The organism is Eggerthella timonensis, from assembly GCF_900184265.1.
GTDB classification, from domain to species: domain Bacteria; phylum Actinomycetota; class Coriobacteriia; order Coriobacteriales; family Eggerthellaceae; genus Eggerthella; species Eggerthella timonensis.
This window is the reverse complement of the sequence record NZ_FXXA01000002.1, coordinates 208,457-232,436: the sequence shown is the minus strand read 5'-3', so window position 1 is coordinate 232,436 and position 23,980 is coordinate 208,457. Positions and strand designations below refer to the sequence as shown.

Sequence of the window (23,980 nt, the reverse complement as noted above, 5' to 3'; positions counted from 1 at the left end):
AGGGGCCAAATGCCCCTCAAAGAGGGGAGGGCGTTTTCGCGCGCGCGGGCATACTGGACTGCGTTGTGTGGAACCGAAAAACGGGATCGAACCGAGTGCAGCCTCCGCTGGCGGCATGAAAATGGCATGAAAAGGGACTGTCCCTTTCTCTGTCATTCCGGCGGAGGGACGAGGAAAACGACACTCACCGCACCTTTGTGAGGGAGGGAGCACCAGGCTATGTCAGATTCCAATCTGAACCAGAACACCTCCGAGGATCAGGACGTCAAGACGTCTGCGCCCGAGGGCGCCGAACCTGCCGGGGATGCCAAGCAGAAGACTTTCACGCGTCGCACGGTGCTGGCCATGGCCGGCTGCGGCGTCGCCGGCCTCGTGGTCGGCGGCGTGCTGGCGTCATGGGGCGTCACGTCGAAGTCGATCGCCTCGGGGCGCATCGAGATTCGCACCACGCCTACGAAGATGATCGTCACCGACCGCGCCCGCTGCTCGGGCTGCCAGCGCTGCGAGATGATGTGCACGCTGAAGAACGACGGCCGCGTGTCGCAGCACATCGCCCGCGTGCGCGTGTGGCAGAACTACAACTGGGGCACGAACCCCGACGGCCCGGACGGCATCTACAAGAACTGCGAGTTCACCGTCGAGCACTGCAAGCAGTGCGCCGACCCCGCGTGCATGAATTACTGCCCGGTCCACGCCATCTACGCCGACGAGGAGTCGGGCGCGCGCGTGGTGGACGCCGAGAGGTGCATCGGCTGCGGCATGTGCTCGCAGGCATGCCCGTGGAACATGCCGCGCGTCGACAGCGAGACCGGCACCTCCACGAAGTGCGTCAGCTGCGGTCGCTGCGCCGAGCAGTGCCCGAACGGCGCCATCAAGTTCATCGACTGGGAGGACATCGCGCAGAAGGTCATCGACCAGGGCGTCGTGAGGACGACGACCCTCGTGCAGGCGTAAGCGTGGCCGCTGGCCATGCCCGGCTGCGGCGCGCCTGGCGCGCGTCCGCACCGAGGATATGCGGAAAGGAGGCTTGAACGATGGAATACGACGAGATGTTCACGGTGCTGTCGATGTGCTTCGCGCCTGTCGAGCGCGACGAGTGGAAGCAGCTTGCCGACGGCCCGTTGTGGTCGGACTTCCTCGACGCCGCCCGGCGCGGCTTGCAGGATGACGACGCGCTCGACGGGCCCGCAAGCCCCATGGCGAGGGCGCGCACCCGCTGCCCGCTCCAGGAGTTCCTTTCCGCCGGAGAGGTGAAGGCGCTGTTCGCGCCCCCGACCTACGACGAGAAGCGGCTGTTCGCCGCGCGCCACTTCACGGGAGGGCTGCCTGAATCGGCCGTGCCGGTGGAGTCGCTGTACACGGCGTGGTCGAACGGGTCGCTGCCGTCGCCGTTCTCGAAGGCCGAGGGCATGTACCAGGGAGATTCGGCGCGCTACCTGCGCGATCTCGTCGAGCGCATGGGCATGCAGGTGCCGCCGGAGTTCGCGGCGTGCCCGGACCATCTGGCGCTCGAGCTCGACCTCGTGGCCGTGCTGCTGCGGTCGGGGATGCGCGAGGCTGCCGTCCAGTTCGTACTGGAGCGGTTCTCGTGGCTCACCGCGTACCGCATGCGGCTGCTGGAGCTTGCCGACGACGCCCGGTTCTACATCGGCCTCGTCGACGTGCTCGTGGGCGTGAGGGAGCGCCTCGCGCTGACGGCCGACGTGCGCGAGCGTGCCGAACGCGATCGTTTACACGCATGCATATAAGAGAGGAAGAAGCTATGTCAGAACACGCTATAACCAGGCGGAGCTTCCTGGCTGGCAGCGCCGGAGCGGTCGCGCTCACGGCGGCGGCCGGTTATGTTGGCTTCGACGCTTGGGAGCAGGCGCATGCTGATGACGGGCCGCAAGGCAAGGAAACCAAGGCCGTCCATTCGCTGTGCAACGCCTGCTCGAGCAAATGCGGTTTCACGGCGTACGTCGTCGACGGGCGCCTGACGAAGCTCATCGGCGACGCCGACCACCCGTACGCCCAGGGCAAGCTTTGCGCCCGCGGCTACGGCTACTCGCAGATCGCCTATTCGAAGGACCGTCTCACCGACCCGCTCAAGAAGAACGACAAGGGCGAGTTCGAGGCCATCTCGTGGGAGCAGGCGTACGGCGAGATCGCCGACAAGGTGAAGGCCATCATCGCCGATAAGGGCCCCGAGGCCCTGGCGATGGTCCAGGACCCCCGTCCGTCCGGCAAGTACTACACGAAGCGCTTCATGAACGCGCTGGGATCGGCGAACGTGTACACGCACGGCGCCGCATGCAACCTGTCGAAGGAGAGCGGGTTCACCCAGGCCATCGGTGCGGCCAGCTACGCATCGGACATGGAGCATTCGAAGATGACGATGTTCATCGGCCGCAGCTACGCCGACGCCATCCGCCCGAGCTCGGTGGCCGAGCTGCAGCGCGCTCACGACAACGGCGCGCGCATCGTGCTGGTGGACCCGCGCTGCAACAACTCCATCACGTTCGCCGACGAGTGGGTGCCCATCAATCCCGGCACCGATCTGGCCTTCCTTCTGGCCATGTCGAACGTGCTGGTGACGCGCGGGCTGTACGACAAGCAGTACGTGGCCGACAATGCGGTGGGCTTCGAGGACTGGGCCGCCGCGCTGACCGACTACACGCCCGAATGGGCCGAGAAGATCACAGGCGTCCCCGCGACCACCATCACGCGTTTGGCCGTGGAGTTCGCCGAAGCGGCTCCCGCGGCGTCCATCGAGCCCAGCTGGCGCGGAGCGTTCGGCTGCTCGTACGCCAACTCGGGCGAGACGGCGCGCACGGTGTGCCTGTTCAACACCCTGCTCGGCTGCTGGAACCAGGAGGGCGGTGCCATCTTCACGCCCAGCGTCTCGGCGGGCGACGTGGACAAGGAGAAGTTCCCCAGCGTGCCGAAGCCCGAGGCCAAGATCCTCGGCACGCAAGAGTACCCGCTGGCGCTCTCCAGCATGGGAACGAACCTCTTCGCGGCCGAGCAGGCCAAGAACGGCGAGGTCAAGGGCATGTTCTTCTACAACTCGAACATGGCCGCTGGCTACTCGAACACGGCGTACCTGGCCGATGCGCTGTCCCAGCTCGACCTCATGGTGGTCGTCGACGTGCAGATGTCTGAGACGGCCCTGCTGGCCGACTACGTGCTGCCCGACACGAGCTACCTCGAGCGCCTCGAACTGCCGGAGTTCATCGGCGGCAAGGTGCCGGCCGTGGCGCTGCGCGACCAGGTGCTCGAGAAAGTGCACCCCAACACCAAGCCCGTCGACCAGATCTTCAGCGAGCTGGCCGAGGCTTGCGGCGTGGGCGAGTACTTCCGGTTCGGCGTCGACGAGCTGGCCGACGCGCAGCTGCAAACCGTGGGCCTGTCGCTCGACACGCTCAGGCAGACGGGCACGGCGCACTTCCCCGAAAAGGAGTTCTCCTACGGCTCCACGCCGAAGTGGAAGACGCCCACCGAGAAAGTGCAGTTCACGAGCGAGGCGTGCGAGAAGGCGGGGCTGTCGCCCTACCCGGTGTGGGTCGAGCCGGCCGTCATGCCCATGGGCGACGAGCTGCGCCTCATCGGCGGCAAGCAGGCTATCCACAGCCATACCCAGACGGCCAACATCGAGGACCTCATGCAGATCACGAAGGACTACGACCTCACGCGCGTGTGGCTGAACGCCGACGAGGCGGCCCGTCGCGGCATTGCCGACGGCGACGAGGTGGAGGTGTCCAACGGCGAGCACACGGGTCGCGTGCGGGTGAAGGTGACGCAGCGCATCAACCCGACGGCGCTGTACATGCCCAGCCACTACGGCTGTTCCTCGCCCGATCAGCACACCGCCTACGAGGTAGGCCTGCGCCAGATGGATTACGTGCCGTTCCGCTTGGAGCCGGGCTACGGTGCGGCCTGCACGCAGGAGACGGTCGTCAACGTCAAGAAGGCAGGTGCGTAATGGCTCGCTACGGAATGCTCATCAACACGAAGAAATGCATCGGCTGCTACGCGTGCCGCGTGGCCTGCCAGCGCCAGAACGACCTGCTTCCCACGGAGGACTTCATCCGCTACGAGGAGAAGGAGACGGGCGCGTATCCCAACGTGCGCGTCGAGACGGTGCCCCTGCAGTGCATGCACTGCGAGGACGCCCCCTGCGTAGCGGTGTGCCCCACCGGCGCCGCCTTCGTCGGCGCAGACGGCATCGTCGGCGTGGACCACGGACGCTGCATCGGCTGCTTGTACTGCATGGCGGCGTGCCCCTACCAGGTGCGCGTGCGCAACGAGCAGACGGGCGCGGTGGACAAGTGCCGCTTCTGCACGGTGTCGGCCGAGACGTCGGGCACGAAGATGTGCTCCTGCGTGGAGGCGTGCCTGACGGGCGCGCGCATGTTCGGCGATCTGGACGACCCTGCGAGCGACATCTCGAAGGAGATCGTCGCGACGAATGCGCAGCCTATCGCAGGCGATCTGACCAAAGCAAAAGTCTTCTACGTGAGGTGATGAACGATGACGTTTGAACCTATCTGGGGCGCCATCATCGCATGGTACCTGTTCCTCGCCGGTCTCGGCGGCGGCGCGTTCGTGACCTCGGCCTTCTTGGGCTGGCGACACCCCGAGGCCGTGTCGATGCGCAAGATCGGGCATCTCGTAGCTCCGATCGTGGTGATCGTCGGCCTGTGCCTGCTGATGTTCGACGCGAAGGCGGGCCTCATGAACCCGCTGCGCTTCGCGCTGTTGCTGACCAACTTCGGCTCGGTGATGACCTGGGGCGTCGTGTTCCTCGGAGGCTTCACGGTGATCTCGCTCGTCGTGGTGGTGCTCGACTTCATGAAGAAGCGCGTGCCGGTGGCGCTCGACATCGCCGGCGTGGTGTTCGGCGTGGCCGTGGCTATGTACACGGGCGCCCTCTTGGGCGTGTGCAAGACGTTCCCGCTGTGGAACAACGCGCTGCTGCCCATCTTGTTCCTTGTGTCGGCGGTGTCCACCGGTGCGGCGTCGGTGCTGCTCATCAGCATCTTCAAGCACGCCGACGAGTTCAACCGCGTGGGCGTGCTCAAGAAGTTCCACTTCTGCCTGCCCATCATCGAGCTCGTGCTGATCGCTGCGCTCATGTTCATCACGTGCACGAACTCCACGGCGGGCTGGAACTCGGTCATGTCGCTGCTGGTTGGCCAGTACGCGCCGCTGTTCTGGATCGGGCTCGTGCTCATCGGCCTCGTGCTGCCCACGGCGCTGGAGACGTGGCTCTTGTTCTTCAGCCCGAAGGAGTTCGAGGAGAGCCGCAAGGCCCATTGGATCAGCGCCGCGTCCGACGCGGGCGTGCTGGTGGGCGGCTTCCTGCTGCGCTACCTCGTGGTGGTCGCGGCTCTGCCGCTGACCATGGTGGTGCCCATGCTGTAGCGGGCTGCGCACCAACCTGCGATGAAGCGCGCCGCCCTCGCGAGGGCGGCGCGCTTGTGTGCGGGCGGAGGTGCAGGCGCGTGGCGTCGTCAAATTTTGGCAAGTTCGCGTCGTTATGGCTAGGTTTTAGGGGACGGAAGGCGAGCGCGTCTGGTGCCCCGTGCCGAATGCCCTGTTCAGCGAGCTACGACTCCTATCCATTCACCTTTGAGGATAGCCAAAACGACTCGAACTTGCCGCCGCGTGCGCACCGCCTACCCGCTCTGCCTCGCGCCGCCCTCGCGAGGGCGGCGCGCTTGTGCGTCTACGAGCGTTTCCCTCGGAAGCCGAGCGAGGCGGCGAGGGCGGCGCCGGCGGTGACGAGGGCGACGGCGACGAAATGGAGCGGCCCCTGCTTGTCGCCGGTGCGGACGAGCGGCTTGGGCTGCGCGGGATCCGTGCTCGCGGGCGTGGACCCCGATCCTGGCTCGGGCGTCGGTTGGGGCTCGGGAGACGGGCCGGGCTGCGGCTCGCTCGGCTCGGCGTGGCCGTACAGCACCACCGAGCCGACGCTTCCTGCGGGAATGGTTTCGGCGGCCTTCTGCGTGAAGAACGAATCGTCGTACCAGGCGTTCGTGCCTGCTTTGGCATCGTCGAACGTGGGCGGCGCGATGGGCAGCTCGCCGTCGAGCACCGTGTGGGAGGTCGGGTTTCCTGCGGGGTTCTTGCCGGTGCCCGCGAAATAGAACAAGGGATACTCGATCAGCCTCCACTTCGCGTACAGGCTGATGTCGCCCGTCGCGCCGCGAGGGATGGCCGTGACGGGCTGCGAGAGCGAGCTGTCGGCGAACCATCCCTCGAATGCGTAGCCCTCCTTCGAGGGATCGCGCAGGGTGACGGTCGTGCTGTCGTTCATGAGCGTAGCAGGGTTGTCGAGGCTGTTCGTTCCGCCGTCCAGCTCGTATGAGATGGCGTACTCGTTCTGAGACCAGGCGCTGTACACCGTCGTCTGGCCGGGGCCGGACGCGAACGGGGGCTCGAACGGGCTTGCCAGGTCGGCATCGGTGAACCAGCCATCGAACTGGGCGCCCACCATTGCGGGGGCGATGCTAGGCAGGGGCATGTGCTTCGTGAGGGCGTACGTCGGTCCGCCGGGCATAAGGCCCTCGGTGTCGCAGGTGAGCAGGTGGGCGGCGCGCTCTGGCAGGACCACGCCGTAGTTGATGATGAAGTACTCGTTGATGGGCAGCACCTTGGTCACCGTGGGGCTGTCCAGCGAAAGGCGAGCCTCGACTTCGAACACCCGCGCGCCGTCGCCTCCCGAAGGAGTAAGGGGCCAGTAGCTTGAGCTTGGATCGGAGGCGGGATAGTCGCCTTGAAGCGTATGCAGTCCGTCTGTGAGGGCGAGGTCCTTGCTCGTTCCGACATTGCGGCTGCCGTTCTCGTAGGTGTACCTGGAGAGGGTGATTTTGCCGAGGCACGGGTTGCCCTCAGCGTCCTTCACGGTGAAGGTCATATCGAATTCGCATCCATAGGGAACGAAGAACTCGTCGCGGTGCTGGACGATGGTGTTGCCGTCGGTGGGCGTCAGCTCGAGCGTGACGGTCGGCACCATCCTGAGCGTCGCCGCGGCTGCGTCGGGGTCGGCGATTGCGCTCGTTTGCTCGACGCCCAGCCGCGCCGGTTGCGAGCGCACCGTCGGCACCACGCCGCTTGCGTTGACCGTCCGGTCCATCACGTCCACGCAGAAGAGCGTTCCGTTCCACAGGGTGTCGGCCGCATCGATGGCGTAGTCGGGTCCTGTTTCCCCCACGACGGGCTTCCATTCCGCATAGGCATTGTTGCTTATGTCGAGGTAGAACCACTGGTAGCTCAGGGTCTCGCCGCGCTGGGAGTGCGCCTGCACGGAGAACGTGGCGGCGGTCCCTCCGAACACGGTCACGCTTTTCGGCTGGACGTCGATGACGGGAACGTCGCCGCCTATCGTGGTGCCGACGATTGCCGGGCCAAGCGCGCTCGGGTTGCTTTTGCCCAGGTCATCGTAGGACTGGAACCGCACCTGCCGGGTGTCGCCTGCGGCGAGGCCGTCTTCGATCCAGAACCTGCCCGCGTCGACGCCCATCACGTTGCCGGCGGGCACCGTCCACTCGTTGGTGCTCGTGGGCAGCGCCACGCCGTAGGCTCCTGCGGGGCGGGTGGTGTTGTTGCTCCAGGCCCAGATGATGCTGTGCTCGTTCGCGCTGTAGGCCATGGGGTAGAGCGGAAGGCTCTTCGGCGCGGTGCCCGATCCGGTTCCCTCCACCACGTAGCCGATGACGAGCGGGTTCTTCGCCACGGCATCGGTCTGCCACACGGCCAGGCGAACACCGTAGGCGTATTCGTTGCCCTTGTTCTTCAAGTAGGAAAGGGTGTGCAGCGAAGGCAGCGAGGTGGAGAACCGCGCGCCCTTCGTCTGCGAGGACACCCAGCTGGCACCGCCCGTCGCCTCGGCCTTCCATCCCGCATGTCCGCTCGCGGACATGGCGATGCCGATCGTCTCCTGGGCTTGCACGGCCAAGGACATGCCTCCGCTCACGGTTATGTCGAACCCGTTGGTGAACTGGGACGTGTCGGTTACCGTGATCTCCGCCGACGTCTCCGAGCCCTTGTCGACGGTAACTTGCACGTTGGGACTCTCCAGCACCGCGTTGTTGTGCGCATTCGCGATCTGGCTCGTTTGGGTGAAGTAGGTGGTGGGGTCGCCCTGCGTATGCGGGAACACGGCGGCCATGTCGATGGGCGGCACGTCCGGAGATCCCACGTTCGCCGCCGCATTGTTGTAATCCTCCAGCGTCATGAGCCCGAGGGTGGAATCGTAGGTGTTGTCCACCTTGTAGGCCACGTGGACGTTTCCCGCTTTGGTGCCCACCTTTTCCGGCCCCCACTGCTTGCCGGGCGCGGCGTGCTTGTTGTATTCGTCGAGATAGTCCTGCGTGACCGTGAACTCGGGCACGTACACGTCGTACTCGTAGACGACCACCGGCACCGCCGACGTCACGACCATGGTTCTGCCTGCATACTCCTGGTACGAAAGCGCACGTTCGACGTTGCGCTCGTGGTAGTAGCTGCCCACGTAGTTGAGCATCTCCTCGAAATCGAAGCCGCCGCCTAGCATGGCGCTGTTTCCGAGGATCCCCGCGCCCAGGAGCAGCTCGGCGGACATGTTGAAGCCGCCGCCCAGGCCCCACCTGCCCTCGGTGCCCGCCGATTCGGACGACGAGATGCCGAAGGTCGTGGTGCCGATGTCCGTTTTCTCCTCGCCGAGCCGCTCGTCGGAAAGCTCGCTCCAATAGGGCACGCTGGCCAGGATGGCAAGGGGCTGCGGTGCGCTCCAGCCGAACGATTTGGACTTCAGCGCGAACTTGAACGCGTTGTTCTTGTTGATATCGCAGGCGGCGATGGTCAAAAACGTGCCGTTGTCGTCGGTGCTCGCGTTGTGGATGAAGCTGGGATCGGTGTCCTCGGTTGCGAGCTTGCCGTTCTGCTCCAGCACCCAGCGCACGTCGAAGGTGACCTTGTAGTTGCCCGATTCCACCGCCCCGCTCTGCACGATGAGCTGTTCGGTGCCGATGTTGGTTTTGGCGAAGTTGCCGGATACCGCTTTGGTGATGAAGTGGTTGCGGTAGCCCGTCAGATCCATGTGGTACAGCGAGGTGAAGCTGCTGTCCCTGAAGTGCGCCGCCTCCGAATCGCCCTTTTTGTTCGTGGACGAGAGCGAGAACACGTACCCCTCCAAGAAGAGCAGGTCGTTGGCCTCGGAGCGCAGGAACTTGCCCGTGGCGAGCGCGGCGGGTTCGCACATCTCGTACTGCACGTAGATATCGCTTAACGCAGATACGACCTGCGGGGTATCCCAGACGTACTGGTACTGGTTCTCCGTCGTGTCGAACGTGAACATCTGCACGAGGTTCTTATCCGATTCCATCCAGCCCACCTTGTCGCCTTTGTCGTAGGCGTTGTAGTGGCCGGCCATGATGAGCTCGGGTACGCCGTTGCCGTTGAGGTCGGTCTGCAGCGTCGAAGCGAACCGCATACGATACGACCCGAAGTCGGGGGCGTACTTGTATACCTGCTCGAGCTGGGACCACGATCCCCCGGTCTTTCTCGAGTAGATGGCCATGTATGAAGGCGTGCTGCGGAACCCGAGGCTGTTATGGTAGGTGAGCGGCAGGCTCATGGTGACGACGAGGTCGTCGTAGCTGCCGTGCGAGAATGTGGCCAGGTGGATGATGGGCATGAACCAGTCGCTGAATTCGCCGCCGAAGCTGGAATGGATGTCGCCGAGGTAGATAACCTGCTCGTTGACGAACGCGTTCTTCGAGGAATCGAAGCGGTAGATGACGATGTGGGGACCTGCGGGGTAGGGGTTGTAGACGGCGAGCTCCTGGTTTCCGTCGCCGTCGAAATCGCCGCCGACCATGGCCAAGAGCCCGAGCGAGCCCTCCTGTTGGATGTGCTCCATGATGAGCGGATCGTTTTTCGCGGCAAGGCCGTGGCGGACCCGCGCCAGCGTTTGAACCTGCCCGTTCGCGAAGCGCTGCAATTGGATATCCTGTCCGCTTTCGCGATTGTTGCCGTGACCCGACTGATAGGTGCCCGTGTAGATGGTGTTCGAGACGATGAGCTGCTCTCCGCTGTGTTCGAGCGTGCACGCGTTGTTCGCGTGATACTGATAGTCCTTCCAGTTGGTGTCGAGGGATGTTGCTCCGAGGGTTTTGCGCGCCATGCTGTCGAGCTTCATCGAGGATGCGGTGAGCGCCTCGAGGCTGTCTGCCACGTAGGCGCTCCCCTTGTCGTAGTCGGTTCGGTTCACGTAGCCCACGTAGAGGTTCTGCGGGTCGAGCGTCGTGAAGCCCGCGAGGGGATCGCTCGACGTGTCGTCGTTGAAGTCGGCCGGCGCGACGGAGGTGTCCAGGTTGAAGGCGCGGTACGACGAGGCGTCGGGGAAGTAGTTCTGCGCGTTCGCCTGCGACGTTGCGGCTGCGGCTGCGGTGTCGGCCGATGCGGGCGCCGCAGCGTCGAGCGCCGCTTCGTCCGCGTGCGCGCGAGGTATGAGCGGTCCGACGGAGCCGAGCGAGCATGAGATCGCCACCACGCCTGCTCCTGCCACGAACGAGCGCCTTGTCAACGTTATGCTGCTGCCGTGTTTCTCGGACATGCCTGCTCCTTGCCATACGGGATCAAAACCATATCAATATGATCGAATATACCTCCGGCGGCGGTGAGGCACCATCATACGGTATGAGGTTTTGGGGTATACTCCTCAGAAAGCGCGGTGCGCTGAGGGAATGGAAGGGGTTGATCGCATGGGGCGTTCTCCCTGCGACGACAAGGATGACGCGCAGGTCGCATCCGGCCGCGCGCCGCGCGCGCTCGAGCGCTCGCGGCTCATCCTCAGCGACAAGTTCGAACCGGCGGCCCTTCCCGACGTGTGCGCTCCGCGTCTGCGCGTGGTCGACGCGTTCGACCGCGCCGCCCGCAAGCGTTTCGTGTACGTCGCCGCTCCCGCCGGCAGCGGCAAGACGGTGTCGGCGCTGCTCTGGCTGAAGAAGGCGAAGCTGCCCACGGTGTGGATCGGGCTCGACCGCTACGATGACGTGCCTTCGGTTTTCTACCAGCAGGTGGCCACGGGCTTGTATTCGACCCAACCCGAAAACGAGGCGATGCGCCGGGTGCTGACGAGCCCTGCGTTCGCGCTCTCGCCCGTGGAGCACGCCGTGCAGCTCATCACGAGCATGCTTCCTCCCGAACGAAGGCTCGCCTTGGTGTTGGACGACGTGCATTTCATCGAGAACCGCGAGATCGTGAAGTCGCTCCCGACGGTTCTCAAGCGTCTTCCCGGCGCGTTCACCGTGCTGCTGCTGTCGCGCAAGGAGCTGCCCGACGAGTGGAAGGCGCTCGGCGGCGCAGACGGCCCTGCGGTGCTGGGCGCCGAGGATCTGCGCTTTGCAGCCGACGAGATCCGCGCGTACTTCGCAGCGCTCGGCCGGCCGCTGTCGGTCGACGAGGGCCGCTTCGTGCAAGCGGCCACCGAAGGGTGGGCCATCGGCGTGGCTGCGCTTGCCAAGTCGGATCACGTGCGGCGGGACGGCGATAGCCGCACCTTGTTCGCCAGCTTCTTCGAGGAGCAGGTGTGGCGCACCTGGGACGAGGGCTTGCGCGCGTTCTGCCTGGCCACAAGCGTGGCGGAGCAGTTCGATCCCGAGCTGGCCGAACTGCTATCGGGACGCGCGGACGCACGGGACGTCATGGACGAGCTCGCTCGCACGAACACGTTCCTCACGCGGCTGTTCGGCGACACGTACCGCTACCACCATCTGTTCCGCGACTTTCTGCGCGAGAAGGCGGAAGAGGCCGGCATCGACCGCTCCTCGCTGTGCAAGCGCGCAGCCGAGTATTTCCGCGCGCAGCTCGATTACACGCAGGCGCTGCGCTATTGGATCGAAAGCGGCGATTTCCGCGGCATGGACACCTACTTGCTGCTGTACCTGTACGAAAGCAGCAGCGGCTCGGTATCCGACTGCGCCGATTTCATGCGCACGCTCCACCTGGACGAGCTTCCCGACCGTGCGTACCGCGACTGTCCGCCGCTCCATATTCTCGCGCTGTGGTACGACTACCTCACCGGTCAGCAGGCGCGATTCGAACATCACCTGGACGAGCTGTACCGCGCGCTGCCGCGCATCGCCACGTTCGACACCCGTTTCATCGAGTCGGCCACGCTGTCGCACAGCATCGACCATCGCACCACGATCATCGACAAGGCGCGGAAGTTCTCGAAGTTCGGCCGCCTCATCAAGCGCTTCAAACCGAAGGGGGTCGCGAGCGCGCTCGTGTCGTTTACGCAGAACCTCCCCTATCCCCATCGCAGCAACGTGGATTACTCGGCCATCGCGCTCGAAGAGGGCGGCATGGATTTGCTGGGCAAGACGTTCGGTCCGCTCTTGGGCGCGGAGTGGGGCTACGTGTACCCGCTCATCCCCGCCTGCTTCGCCTACGAGCGCAATCGACTGGAGGAGGCGCTCGCGGGCATCCGCGAGGCCGAGGCCGCGCTCGTGCCCGAGAACAAGGAGGACGGGCGCATCTGCATCGGCGTCATGCATCACGCCACGCTGTGGCAGATGGGGCGCGCTGACGAGGCGGCTTCGGTGCTGAACGATCTGGAGGCGTACGTGGCGAGCGACGCTTCTCACTTCCAGCACAACCTGAAAGCCTACCGGGCGAAGCTGGCGCTGTTCGACGCCGATGCCCGCGCAGCGCGCGGATGGCTCGGCGAGTACTTCGTCAACGACGCCGAGCGCATCGAGCTTGTGCGCGTGTTCCAGCATTTCACCACCGCCCGCGCGCTCGTCGTGCTCGGGCGCATGGAAGAGGCCGAGCGCCTGATGGAAGCGCTGCTGGCGTTCGGGCGCGGGTTCAACCGCCCGCTCGACGAGGCCGAGGCGGGCACGCTGCTCGCGTCGCTGCGCTGGGCGCTCGGTCGGCGCGATGAAGCGCTCGACTCGCTTGCAGGTGCGCTGGAAACCCTCGCGCCCTACGGGTTCTTCCGCGTGGTGGCCGACGAGGGGGCCGCGGTGGAACCGGTGCTCAAAAGCTTGGCCGCACGCATCGCGCGTCCCGACTACGCAGGTCCGCTCGATCGCGCGTTCGTGCAGGAAGCTCTGCTGGCTGCCCACGATCGCGCGAAGCGGTTCCGCGGCATGACGGCCGACCTCGGCGCGAGCGACAAGCCCGTCAGGCTGTCCCGCCAGCAGACGCGCATGCTCGAGCTGCTCGCGCGCGGCCTGCGCACCCCCGATATCGCGCAGGAAACGGGGCTTTCCGTCCCCACCATCAAAAGCCACACGGCCGCAGCGTACAGGAAACTCGGCGTGCACAACGCCATGGATGCCGTGTTGCGCGCCCGCGAGCTGGGATTGCTCACGTAGCTGCGGAGCGGCTGCGGGGCCGCTCCGACATTCGTTACCTGCCATTTCGCCTGAGTTGGACTATAATAGGGCGCTTCATGGAAAGGTAATCTGATCAACGGTTTCACGAAATATGCTCGCGAATGGTCGCCCGTCGGCCTCGCGCTGTCCTGCGTCTTGGCCGGGTTCGCCCTGTGCCTGCATGCCGACAACCTGCTCCTGGGCGCCTATGCGCTCAAAGGCGCGGCCGACCTGTTCATCCATTCGTTCCTCGTGGGCGTGGTGGTGCTGTGCATTGTCGTGTTCGTGTCGGCGCACGATGGGGAGAAGCGGCGCTGGTCCATCGGCGTAGGGCTGCTCGCCTCGGTGGCGGGCGTGCTGTGCGCGCTGCTGTACCAGGTGCTGCCGGTTCAGGTGAGCGCTGCGGGCGCCGGTTTGCTCCTGGGTTTCGGCCTGACGTGCCTGCTGAGGCAATGGGGGCGCTACTACCGCCTGTTCTCCTACCAAGGGGCGCTGCTCAACACGATGCTGGCGTTCTTGGCGGCGTCGTGCTGGTGGTTCGTGGTGTCGCACGCCGGAACGCCGTTTCTGTTCTGCCTCGGGATGCTCGTGCTCGTATCGTGCGGCGCGCTGCCGCTGCTGGCAAGCCAGATCGTGCAAGCTGACGAGATCAAGGTGGGCCTGCGCAGCGCCGTGGTGGTGAAGCCGATCGAGACCATGCGCGAGGTCATGCAGAAGGGCTGGGCCGCGGTCGCCGGGCTCATGTTCAACTTCTTCACGATCGGGCTGACGCTGTGGTCCGAGCGAATCGGCGAGGGCCCGGCGGACGTCGCGTTCAAGCCGATGGCGTATCTGCTGCTCGCCATCGTGGTATGGTGGATCGTCGCGCACGCGTATCGCGCGACGGGAGGCATCCTCCAGGCGTTCTATCGCGTGGGTCTTCCCGTCGCGGCCGCGCTCATGCTGGCATGCCCGCTCGTCAACGCGTCGGGCGCGCTTACGGGCACGATGCCCTTCTCCATCCTTTCCTATTTGGGCGTCGCGCTGATGAACGTGCTGGGTCTCGTGGTGCTGCTGTGGATGGCGAAAAGCTCCGACGTGGGGTTTTCGAAGGTGTTCGCCGCGTTCTGCGCGAGCTGCGCCGCCAGCGTGGTGGCAGGCATGATCGCGTTTCAGCTGTTCGGTTCTCACGCGCAGCTGCTGTGGTCGAGCGTGTTGTCGATCTACCTCGTGGCGATCGTTCTGAGCGAGTTGATTGCGGTTGTGGGACGTCGTCATGAAGCGCGCGTGGCGACGTGCGAAGCAGGCGCGGAGGACGAGCTGCTCGATTTGGCCGAAGAGGCCGACTAGCCGGTCGGGGCCTCCCGGCTGCCGGGCGGCGCGCCGGTCGGAGCCTCCTGCCGTGCCGCGCCGCGCTGTGTTGATTTGGCGCGAGCATCGGTATCCGGCTCGTGTCCAAGCCTCATCAGGATTATCATATATGCAGATGAAACGGGGTGCACTACCGTTCGCCCCCGAACGAACGAAGAAGGAGATGCCCATGGACGCACGCGTGTATGAACTTCTGAACGATCAGATCAACAAGGAGCTGTACTCCTCGTACCTGTACCTGTCCTTCGCCGACTACTACGAGGAGGAGGGCCTCGAAGGCTTCGCCAACTGGTACGAGATCCAGGCCAAGGAGGAGCGCGACCACGCTCTCATCTTCCGCAACTACCTGCATGAGAACGGCTGCAAGGTGAAGCTGCTGGCCATCGACCAGCCCGACAAGGAGTTCACCAACTTCCTGGAGCCGCTCGAGGCCGCCCTCACGCACGAGAAGTACGTCACGAGCCTCATCAACGACATCTACGCCGCCGCTGCCGAGGCGAAGGACTACCGCACATGCAAGTTCCTCGACTGGTTCATCGAAGAGCAGCAGGAGGAAGAGGACAACGCCGACAAGATGATCACGCGCATGAAGTTGTTCGGCTCCGACGCGAAGGCCCTCTACGACCTCGACCAGGAAAACGCCGCGCGCGTTTACTCCGTCCCGAGCCCTCTGGCCACCGCGTAGCTCCGCGTCCCAAACCCAAGCTCCAAGCATTCGGCGCCCCCTGTTCATCCGGGGGCGTTTTTTGCGGTTGCTCCTGCATGATTTCACCTTTATAATACATTTCACCAAATAGGTGAAATGGGTGATAAACGTGAATTTCTATAGTTCCGAAATCGAACGCGTGTCGATGACGCTCAAAGGGCTTCCCTTCGTCGATGACGTGACGTTCACGGCAGCGGATGGCATTGCCGAATTCGGTGCCGAGATTCGCGTGTACGATGCTCTCGGCACGGTCTCGTTCAAAGACGGATCCGCCGTGCCCGTCGTGCTGGAAGCAAAGCGAAACGTGTGGCCTTCGACGATCGGCGAAGTCATAGACGCTCAACCGTCCGATGCGGATACGGTGTATGCAGTCGTGTCTCCAAGAATTTCCGAAGAAGTGCGATCACTCTTGCAGAGTGCGGGTGTCAGCTGGTTCGACGGCGTCGGGAACTGCTATTTCGAGAGCAGTCGTGGATACGCGCTCATCACGGGAACCCCTTACCAAAAGGCTCCCAGAAAAGATGCGTCCGCTTTCGAGCGATCGGCTGCGGTGTCCTCGCGCGTGCTTCGAAGGCTGCTTGTGGACGCATCGCGGTATTGGCGCGTTGCCGAGCTGGCGCAAGAGGCTGAAAGCAGCGTCGGAATGGTCTCGCGTGTCAAGCAGTTCCTCGATCGACGAGGTTTCCTCGATGTCGGTGAAGAGGGGTTTCGACCCGCGAACGTTCCCAGCCTCATGGGGGAATGGGCGCGCATCTACAATCGAAAAGCTCCAGAAGCGACCGGCTTCTACTCTTTCGACGATGTTGCAGCATTGGAGGCCGAGCTCGCGCGTTTGGATCTCCCGGTGTACTTGACCGGTCCTTCAGGGGGCGTTCGTTACGCGCCCGCCGTTCGTTACGGCAGCGTCGATGCGTACGTGCCGCTCAGCGAAAGGGATTCGGTCGTCCAGACATTAGGGCTGCGCCCCGTTGAGTCGGGAGCCAATTTCAAGATGCATGGCCTCGATGAAGGATCGGTGCTGCTGGATGCTCGCGTTGTGCGGGGAAATCGAGTCGTCTCCCCTGTTCAAGCCTACCTCGATTGCATGGCGAACGGCGCGAGGGGAGAGGAGGAGGCGCGAGCCATCCTGGAAAAGGAGATCGTGAGATGATAGAAGACGCCAATCTCCGCTCGCGCCAAGATTACCGTAGCGGCCAGGTGGAGGCCGCACGCTGCGTGCTCATCGAGCTGACCCAGCTGTGCTCGGAATACAGGGACCATATGCTCGTCATAGGAGGCTGGGTTCCCGAGCTCATGTTTCCTGGTGAGGGGCATATTGGCAGCATCGACGTCGACGTGTTGCTGGATCATGCGAACCTTCAGGATGCGGGGTATGCGACGATTGCTCGCGTGCTCGAGTCAAACGGCTACCGCAAGCACCCGCAGCATTTCTTCTCATACGTTAAGACGGTTATCGTGAACAGCATTCCTTTTGACGTCGATGTCGACTTTCTGGCCGGCCGCGAAGGCGGAACGACCGATGCAAGGCGCAGTCAGCATGTTCAGGGAATCAAGGCGCTCAAAACACGTGGAGCGAACAAAGCGTTTGATTTTCCCGTTCAGATTGTCAAGCTGTCCGGAAGAAGGCCAGATGGCGCACTTGACACCGCCGACGTGCGGCTTGTCTCGGTCGTGCCGTATTTCATTATGAAAAGCGAGGCGCTGGGGAGGGGAAAGCGAAAAGACGCATACGATCTGTATTTCGTTCTGCGTCGGTATCCGGGAGGCTGCCGAGTGTTGGCCGCCGAGTTCGTTCCGTTCGTCGACCAGCCTATGGTGAAGTCGATGGAGGGGAAGCTTTGGGAGAAGTTCGGGTCGATCGAAAGTGCTGGCGTTAAAGATGTGGTCGACTTTATGGAAGCGAACGGCGAGGATGCAGAGCGCGTTGCGCGCGACGCGTACGAGAGGATGCGGGCGTTCCTCCTCGAGTTGGGCATTGGGCGATAAGCGGCGTCTCGCCCCCTCAACAAGGCGTTGTCGGCGGGGTGACAGATGGCAACGATTTGGTTGTTCACCTGCACAAAAACGCTTCCGGGGGTTCGCAAGTCGAACAAAAGAGCGTACAATCTCCGTTGTCCGACAGTTGATAAAAAAATCGCAATACGAACGAATAAAGACTATCTTCGCCAAGTAACAGTCTCGTAAGGTATTGCTACGAACATCGCGAAAGCGGTGGGCTAGTAGGCTTTCAGCCAAGCGGTACTGTCGGTATTCCTTTCGATGAGACCGGGGAGCACTCCCCGGTCTCGTTGCGTTTCGACGTTGGGCGCGCATAGGTAACGTTGGGAAAAAGCATCGGGTTTCTCATCGCTTATTGGCGTACACTGTGCTCGGACAAACACATGGCGCGACGCCGATGCGGCACCGAGGCGCTGAAACGCACATTCGAACGAATACGATGGGAGCAGGTATGCAAACTGCTTTGTTATGGGCTGCCGGCGGAACCGGCTTCACCTTTCTCATGACCACGCTGGGCGCCGCCTCGGTATTCTTATTCCGCAAGCGCAACAGCATGGTGTTTCAACAGGTGTTTCTTGGGTTCGCCGCAGGCGTGATGGTGGCGGCGTCCGTGTGGTCGCTGCTCATTCCCGCCATCGAGCGCGCGGAGGAAGCGGGGCAAGTAGGGTGGATCCCCGCCGCGGGAGGCTTCGCTATCGGCGTTGCGTTCTTGATGGTGTTGCACCAGCTGCTGCCGCACCTGCATCCGGGCGAGAGCAAGCCCGAAGGCCTTCCCAGCAAGTGGGATCGTCCGACGCTGCTGTTCACGGCCGTCACGCTGCACAACATCCCCGAGGGCATGAGCGTGGGCCTGTTGTTCGCCATGGCGGCGCAGAACGGCGGCGATCCGGGCATGTTCGGCATGGCGGTGGCGCTGGCCATCGGCATCGGCATCCAGAACGTGCCCGAGGGCGCGGCGGTGGCGCTGCCCATGCTCCAGGAGGGCATGAGCGCGCCGAAGGCGTTCGCGCTGGGCACGCTGTCGGGCCTGGCCGAGCCCGTGTTCGGCATCCTCGTGGTGCTGTTCGCAGGGCTCATCTCGCCGTACATGCCGTGGATGCTGGCGTTCTCGGCCGGCGCCATGATGTACGTCGTGGTGGAGGAGCTTATCCCTGAGGCGCATCTGGGCGAGCATTCCAACGCAGGCACCCTCGGCGTGATGGCCGGCTTCCTCGTGATGATGGTTCTGGACGTGGCGCTGGGGTAGGGCGTGCCCGGTGGTTTCCGGATGCAACCTTCGTTGTTCCTGTGCTCTATGACTCTCTTTCGCGGATATTCGCTGTCGAACCGATATCGACATGCTGGTTCGACGATGGGCGTGCGCCAGGTTGGCAGAGAATGCACGTTGTGAACGACAATAGCCACGTCTAACTTTTTGCGACCTGGGGTTATGCGAAATTGATCTGTAAGCGGAAGCTCAAAATCGTTCATAACGTGCATTCTCTGCCAAGCTTTCAAAGCGGAGTTAGCAGCGAGAGGCTTGCGTGCGTATTGCACGGGTCGATGCGCGCGCGTGCGGCCGGTCGGCTTTGATCGATGGACTGTTATAATCGGCCTATCGTGCACGCAAACGTCGAAGCGGGAACGTGACCCATGTTCAACAACTTGATCGTCGCATATCTCTTTCTTGGGGGCATGGGCGCGGGGGCTTGCTGCGTGCTGAACGTGCTGGGCTTCGCGACGGAGCGCGCGGGCATCGCGTCGCGACGGCTGTTCGGCTTCGGGTTCCTCATCGCTTCGGCCGTGTGCATGGTGGGCGCGTTCTGCCTGCTCGCCGACATGAGACGACCAGACGAGATCCTGATCCTCCTCACCGAGCCCACGCTTTCGGTGGTGTCGGTGGGCGCCTACACGCTGGCGGCCACCATCCTGTGCGGGGTGTTCTCGGGGTTGGCATGGCTGCGGGTGTTCCCGGTTCCTCCGCTGGCGATGCGCATCATCGCGGCGGTCCATATCGTGCTGGCGTGCGCGGTCATGACGTACACCGCGTTGCTGCTCATGGCGTTCTCGGGCGTGCCGCTCTTCCGGTCGCCGCTGCTCATTCCGCTGTTTCTGGCATCGTCGCTCTCGTGCGGCGCGGCGGCCGTCACGCTGAGCGCCGTCGCCACGAGAACATGGGACAGCTTCGCGCCCGCGATGCGCCGCGTGGCGCTGGCTGATGCGGCGATTCTGGTGGTGGAGCTGCTCGTGCTGGGAGCTTTCGTGCTGGCGAGCCTTCAGGATGCGCCCGCGTCGGCATGGCGGCTGATCGGCGGAAGCGCGGCGGTCCCGTTCTGGGCCGGCCTCGTGGCGATCGGCTTTCTCGCGCCGCTCGTGCTGTACGTGCTGGCGCGCAAAATACCGACGCTTCGTATCCATCCGCTCGTTCCGGCGACGCTCGTGCTGGTGGGCGGGTTCGTGCTGCGGTGGTGTATTCTGGCGGCGGCGTGAGCCGTTGGTGTACTCTGATCACGACAGATAGTCAAATGCGAGATAAGCGGGGAATGAGGACAACCGATCGTGTTTCACTTCGAGAAGAACGAAGAAAGCCGCGTGCCTTTGTGGATGCAGCTGCGCAACCGCCTGGTGTACCTGATCAACTCGGGGCATTACCAGCCTGGCGACCAGCTGCCGACGATCCACGAGCTGGCAATCGACCTCTCGATCAACTACAACACGGTCAGCAAGGTATACACGAGCTTGGCGAACGACGGATACATCACGTCGAAGCGCGGCGTGGGCGCGTTCGTCAACGGGTTCGACGCAGGGGAGAGCAGGGAGCAGGCTGATGCCATCGAGCAAGCGCTCGACGAGTGCATCGCCGCGCTGACGGATATCGGGCTTTCGAACCGCGACATCGAGGCCGCCATGAGGACCCGCGTCCGCAAACTGGAGCAAGAGGCCGGCACGTATCCGCCGCACGAGTAAGGGGAGACGTTCATGGGGATGAAACGAAACGACGAGGGCAGGGAGAGCAACAACGGAAAGCCGCGCCGCGTGACGGTGGCGCCGCCGGGCGAAGGCGATCCGATGCAGCGGGCGTCGCGCAACGGTGTGTACTTCCTCCAGGCGATGATCATCGCAGCGGCATTCCTGATCGTATGCTGCGTATTCTACCTGGCCAGCGGTAAGATCGGCTTCTTTGCCATCGCCGTTGCCGTCTTCGCTGCCATCGTGGTGGCATCGTCGGTCCACATCGCGCAGCAGTGGGAGCGCATGGTGGTGATGCGCCTGGGCAAGCTGAAATGCGTGAAGGGCCCCGGCCTGTTCTTCACGATCCCGTTCATCGAGTACAGCACGATGCGCATCGACGTGCGCATCCGCACCACGGCGTTCGGCGCGGAGGAGACGCTGTCGACCGACCTCGTGCCCCTGGACGTGGACGCGGTGGTGTTCTGGATGGTGCACGACGCCGAGCGCGCATGCGTTGCGGTGGACGACTACGCCAACCAGCTGCTGTTCTCCGCGCAGACCATCCTGCGCGACGCAATCGGCCGCGCGACGGCCGCCGAGGTGACGGCGCGCCGCGACCAGCTGGACCGCGAGCTCAAGCGGCTGCTGGAGGAGAAGGTGTCGGAATGGGGCATCACGGTGCTGTCGGTGGAGGTGCGCAACATCCTGTTGCCCGAAGAATTGCAGGATGTCATGTCGTTGGAGGCGCAGGCCGAGCAGAAGAAGAAAGCACGCCTGATCCTCATGGAAGCCGAGCCGGAAATCTCGGCGATGATCGAGCGCTACGCGCACACCTATGACGACGATACGGCGCTTGAGCTGCGGAAAATGTACCTGCTCTACGAGGGCGTCAAAGAGGGGAAGGGCACGGTCGTCGTCCCCAGCTCGTGGAACGAGGGGTTCGCCGACAAGGTGAGCGAAGCGTCTTCCCCGAAGCCCGCGAAATAACCTGAGCGGGGAATCATCTAAAACTAGAATAATGCAATCCCTCTGAGGCACTTGAGTTTTCATATGAAAAGTGTTTTCATATGAAAACTAGAGGGGTTGGCCAATCCTGACACGGCAAGAGGGTTCTCGAAACGCGTGCGTGCGTGGTGGCCCATGCGCGTTCGCCCTGGATTTCGAAGGGGGAGACATGTCTTGGACGAATGAAACGTCAGGCCTTACGAGGCGGAGTTTTCTGAAATCGACGGCGGTTGTCGCGGGAGGGGTGTGGGCCGGCACGGCGCTGGGGTGCGCGCCGAGCACATCGGGCTCCGACGACGGCGCGGCCGAAACGCAGCAGGTCAACGAGGAGCACTTCAACGTGTGCTGTCGTCCGAACTGCTTCAACACCTGCATGATGACCGCTACGGTGCGCGACGGCAAGCTGGTGAAAACGGCTCCGGCCGATTTTCCGAGCCCCGAGCTCAACCGCATCTGCCTGCGCGGCTTGGTCAGCAACGAGAACATCTACCATCCCGATCGCGTGCTGTATCCGATGAAGCAGACGGGCGCACGCGGCAGCGACCAGTGGGAGCGCGTGAGCTGGGACGAGGCGATCGACGATATCGCCGCGAAGATCAAGGGCTATCGCGAGGAGTTCGGCGACTCGTCCATCTTCAAAACCTCGGGCTCGAGCGTGTACCACGCCACGAGCGGCACGCCGGGCAAGCTGTTCGGCACCATCAACGCCTCCACGATGAGCGGTCCGCTGGACGCCGGCAACATGTACGGCATCATGCGCGTGTTCGGGTACGGCGGTTCGCCGTGGCCCGGCAACGACCAGCGCGACTACGTGAACGCGAAGAACCTGTTTCTGTGGTGTAACAACCTGACCGATGCGCAGATTCACGACTGGCACTTCGTGGCCGATGCCATCGAGGCGGGCACGAACGTCATCTGCATCGACCCGATCTACACGCAGATGGCCGCGAAGTCGCACAAGTGGGTGCCCATCCGCCCCGGCGCCGACCTGCAGCTGATCATGTCCATGATGTACGTCATGCTGGAGGAAGACCTGGTCGACTGGGACTTCATCAAGCAGCATACGGTGGCTCCGTTCCTGGTGAAGGATGCCGACGGGCTGTTCCTGCGCATGAGCGATTTGGGCGTGGAGCCCACGAAGGGCGATATCGACCCCACGACCGGCGAGCCGGCGATCATCGACCCGTACGCGGTGTGGGACGAGGACGCGGGTGCCGCCGCTGAGCTCTCGACGGTGGCCAACGCGGCGATCGAGGGTGCGTTCGACGTCGACGGAATCGCCGTGCATACGGCGTTCACCCTGCTGAAAGCCGAGATCGAGAAGTTCGCCCCCGCGCAGGCGTCCACGATGTGCGACGTGCCGGAGGAAACCATCGTCGAGCTGGCGCGCCTCGCCTGCGACGGCCCGGTCACGCACCGCGTCGGATGGGGCACGCAGGCCTACGACAACGGCCTTGCTCCCCACGTCGCAGGCGCGACGATGGCGGCGCTCACCGGCCAGCTGGGCAAGCCGGGCGCGAACTACAGCTCGGCCGTGTGGATGTCGTGGGCGGGCGGCAACAAGGCCGCGACCTCGCCCGCAACGCCGGCGACCTCGCCCACCATCGCGTACATGAACATGCCCGAAGTATTCGCGAGCGGCCAGTACCTCGGCGCTCCCATCACGCCCAAGGCGCTGTGGGTGTACTCGGGCAACCCGCTGTGCACCTGGTGCGACACGAACGCGCTGCGCGACGACATCTTCGCCAACTTCGAGCTGGTGGTCACCGTCGACTACATGATGACCGACACGGCGCGCTACTCCGATTACGTGCTGCCGTGCGCCCATTGGTTCGAGTACGAGGACGCCATCACGAGCGGCAACACCTACCACATCATTCACTCCGAGAAGGCCATCGAGCCTTTGGGCGAGGCGCTGTGCGATCTCGACATCATGCGCAAGCTGGGCATGGCGCTCGGGTTGGACGACAACCTGTTCCCGGACAGCAACGAGGCGTTCCTGCGCGAGTACTTCGACAGCGAGCTGGCCACGAAGCAGGGCATCACGTACGATGCGCTGTGCGAAAAGAACGCCATTCATGCTTGGGGCGACCACTTCATGCAGTGGCAGGACCTTGTGTTCGCCACGCCGTCGGGCCGCGCGGAGTTCTACGTCGAGAAGCCCACGCCGTACGGGGTGACGGGGAAGACGCCCGACCTGTCGCGCGAGCACCTTCCCACCTGGTTCGAGCCCCGCGAGGCATGGCCGACGAACCCGCTGGCCGAGCAGTACCCGTTCGTGCTCATGTCCGAGCGCCCGCGTTTCCGCGTACACGGCCAGTGGTCGTACAACCGCATCCTGCGCGAGTTGGATCCCGAGCCCACGGTGAAGATCAACCCGGCCGATGCCGCCGAGGCCGGGCTGGCCGACGGCGTGCTGGTCGAATGTTACAACGACCATGGCCATGCGGTCGCCAAGCTCGTGCACAACGAGGCCATCCGTCCGGGCACCCTCGTGTACCCGAAAAGCTGGCAATCCGACCAGCACGTGGCGGGCGGCTGGTCCGAACCGCTCTCGCGCGAGACCGACGCCGTGCTGGTCAACCAGAGCTTCATGGACTGCTTGGTGGGCATTCGCGCTTGGGAAGGAGTTGAGTAA

At 63.9% G+C, this 23,980-nt stretch carries 16 protein-coding genes; 15 read left to right on the top strand and 1 reads right to left on the bottom strand.

The annotated features are described in order from the left end of the window. Window positions 1-219: 219 nt before the first annotated feature. The 5 genes from C1A15_RS01035 to nrfD (C1A15_RS01015) all read left to right on the top strand — a co-directional run bounded on the left by C1A15_RS01035 (window position 220) and on the right by nrfD (C1A15_RS01015) (window position 5,406). Window positions 220-954, top strand: coding sequence for a ferredoxin-like protein (locus C1A15_RS01035; RefSeq protein WP_101720857.1), 735 nt, complete (start codon window positions 220-222; stop codon window positions 952-954). Window positions 955-1,034: 80 nt separating this feature from the next. Beyond that, window positions 1,035-1,748, top strand: coding sequence for a molecular chaperone TorD family protein (locus tag C1A15_RS01030; RefSeq protein WP_101720856.1), 714 nt, complete (start codon window positions 1,035-1,037; stop codon window positions 1,746-1,748). A gap of 14 nt (window positions 1,749-1,762) precedes the next feature. Then, a complete protein-coding gene (locus tag C1A15_RS01025) occupies window positions 1,763-3,964 on the top strand; it encodes a molybdopterin-containing oxidoreductase family protein (protein ID WP_101720855.1) in 2,202 nt (733 codons plus the stop codon). Then, on the top strand, window positions 3,964-4,506 hold the full coding sequence (locus C1A15_RS01020; RefSeq protein WP_101720854.1) for a 4Fe-4S dicluster domain-containing protein: 543 nt from the start codon (window positions 3,964-3,966) through the stop codon (window positions 4,504-4,506). The genes C1A15_RS01025 and C1A15_RS01020 overlap by 1 nt, the downstream gene beginning before the upstream one ends. A 6-nt stretch (window positions 4,507-4,512) precedes the next feature. Further along, window positions 4,513-5,406, top strand: coding sequence for an NrfD/PsrC family molybdoenzyme membrane anchor subunit (gene nrfD / locus C1A15_RS01015; RefSeq protein WP_101720853.1), 894 nt, complete (start codon window positions 4,513-4,515; stop codon window positions 5,404-5,406). A 304-nt stretch (window positions 5,407-5,710) separates the two neighbouring features. On the opposite strand, the gene C1A15_RS01010 is transcribed toward nrfD (C1A15_RS01015), so the two are convergent. Continuing rightward, window positions 5,711-10,582, bottom strand: a complete 4,872-nt coding sequence (locus C1A15_RS01010; protein ID WP_101720852.1) for an InlB B-repeat-containing protein — start codon at window positions 10,580-10,582, stop codon at window positions 5,711-5,713. Window positions 10,583-10,730: 148 nt separating this feature from the next. Here C1A15_RS01010 and C1A15_RS01005 point away from each other — a divergent pair, with 148 nt between their 5' ends. From C1A15_RS01005 to C1A15_RS00960, 10 genes are all read left to right on the top strand, one after another. Beyond that, window positions 10,731-13,352 (top strand): winged helix-turn-helix domain-containing protein, encoded by a 2,622-nt coding sequence (locus C1A15_RS01005; protein ID WP_101720851.1) that lies wholly within the window; start codon window positions 10,731-10,733, stop codon window positions 13,350-13,352. 156 nt (window positions 13,353-13,508) lie between these two features. Continuing rightward, the gene (locus tag C1A15_RS01000; RefSeq protein ID WP_245864860.1) at window positions 13,509-14,681 is read left to right on the top strand and encodes a hypothetical protein; all 1,173 of its coding nucleotides are present in this window, start codon (window positions 13,509-13,511) and stop codon (window positions 14,679-14,681) included. 190 nt (window positions 14,682-14,871) lie between these two features. Further along, complete coding sequence (locus C1A15_RS00995; protein WP_101720849.1) at window positions 14,872-15,387, top strand: ferritin; 516 nt, start codon at window positions 14,872-14,874, stop codon at window positions 15,385-15,387. A 130-nt stretch (window positions 15,388-15,517) separates the two neighbouring features. Then, window positions 15,518-16,558 (top strand): type IV toxin-antitoxin system AbiEi family antitoxin, encoded by a 1,041-nt coding sequence (locus C1A15_RS00990; protein ID WP_146001776.1) that lies wholly within the window; start codon window positions 15,518-15,520, stop codon window positions 16,556-16,558. Further along, window positions 16,555-17,394, top strand: coding sequence for a hypothetical protein (locus C1A15_RS00985; protein WP_101720847.1), 840 nt, complete (start codon window positions 16,555-16,557; stop codon window positions 17,392-17,394). Before C1A15_RS00990 ends, C1A15_RS00985 begins: the two co-directional genes overlap by 4 nt. A gap of 463 nt (window positions 17,395-17,857) precedes the next feature. Beyond that, the gene (locus tag C1A15_RS00980; protein WP_101720846.1) at window positions 17,858-18,652 is read left to right on the top strand and encodes a ZIP family metal transporter; all 795 of its coding nucleotides are present in this window, start codon (window positions 17,858-17,860) and stop codon (window positions 18,650-18,652) included. A 386-nt stretch (window positions 18,653-19,038) separates the two neighbouring features. Next, window positions 19,039-19,875 carry an NrfD/PsrC family molybdoenzyme membrane anchor subunit gene (gene nrfD / locus C1A15_RS00975; RefSeq protein ID WP_101720845.1) on the top strand — a complete coding sequence of 279 codons (837 nt, stop codon included), beginning with the start codon at window positions 19,039-19,041 and terminating at the stop codon, window positions 19,873-19,875. Between the two features lie 69 nt (window positions 19,876-19,944). Then, window positions 19,945-20,352 carry a GntR family transcriptional regulator gene (locus C1A15_RS00970; protein ID WP_101720844.1) on the top strand — a complete coding sequence of 136 codons (408 nt, stop codon included), beginning with the start codon at window positions 19,945-19,947 and terminating at the stop codon, window positions 20,350-20,352. A gap of 12 nt (window positions 20,353-20,364) precedes the next feature. After that, a complete protein-coding gene (locus C1A15_RS00965) occupies window positions 20,365-21,324 on the top strand; it encodes a slipin family protein (protein ID WP_101720843.1) in 960 nt (319 codons plus the stop codon). Window positions 21,325-21,511: 187 nt separating this feature from the next. Then, a complete protein-coding gene (locus C1A15_RS00960; protein ID WP_101720842.1) occupies window positions 21,512-23,980 on the top strand; it encodes a molybdopterin-containing oxidoreductase family protein in 2,469 nt (822 codons plus the stop codon).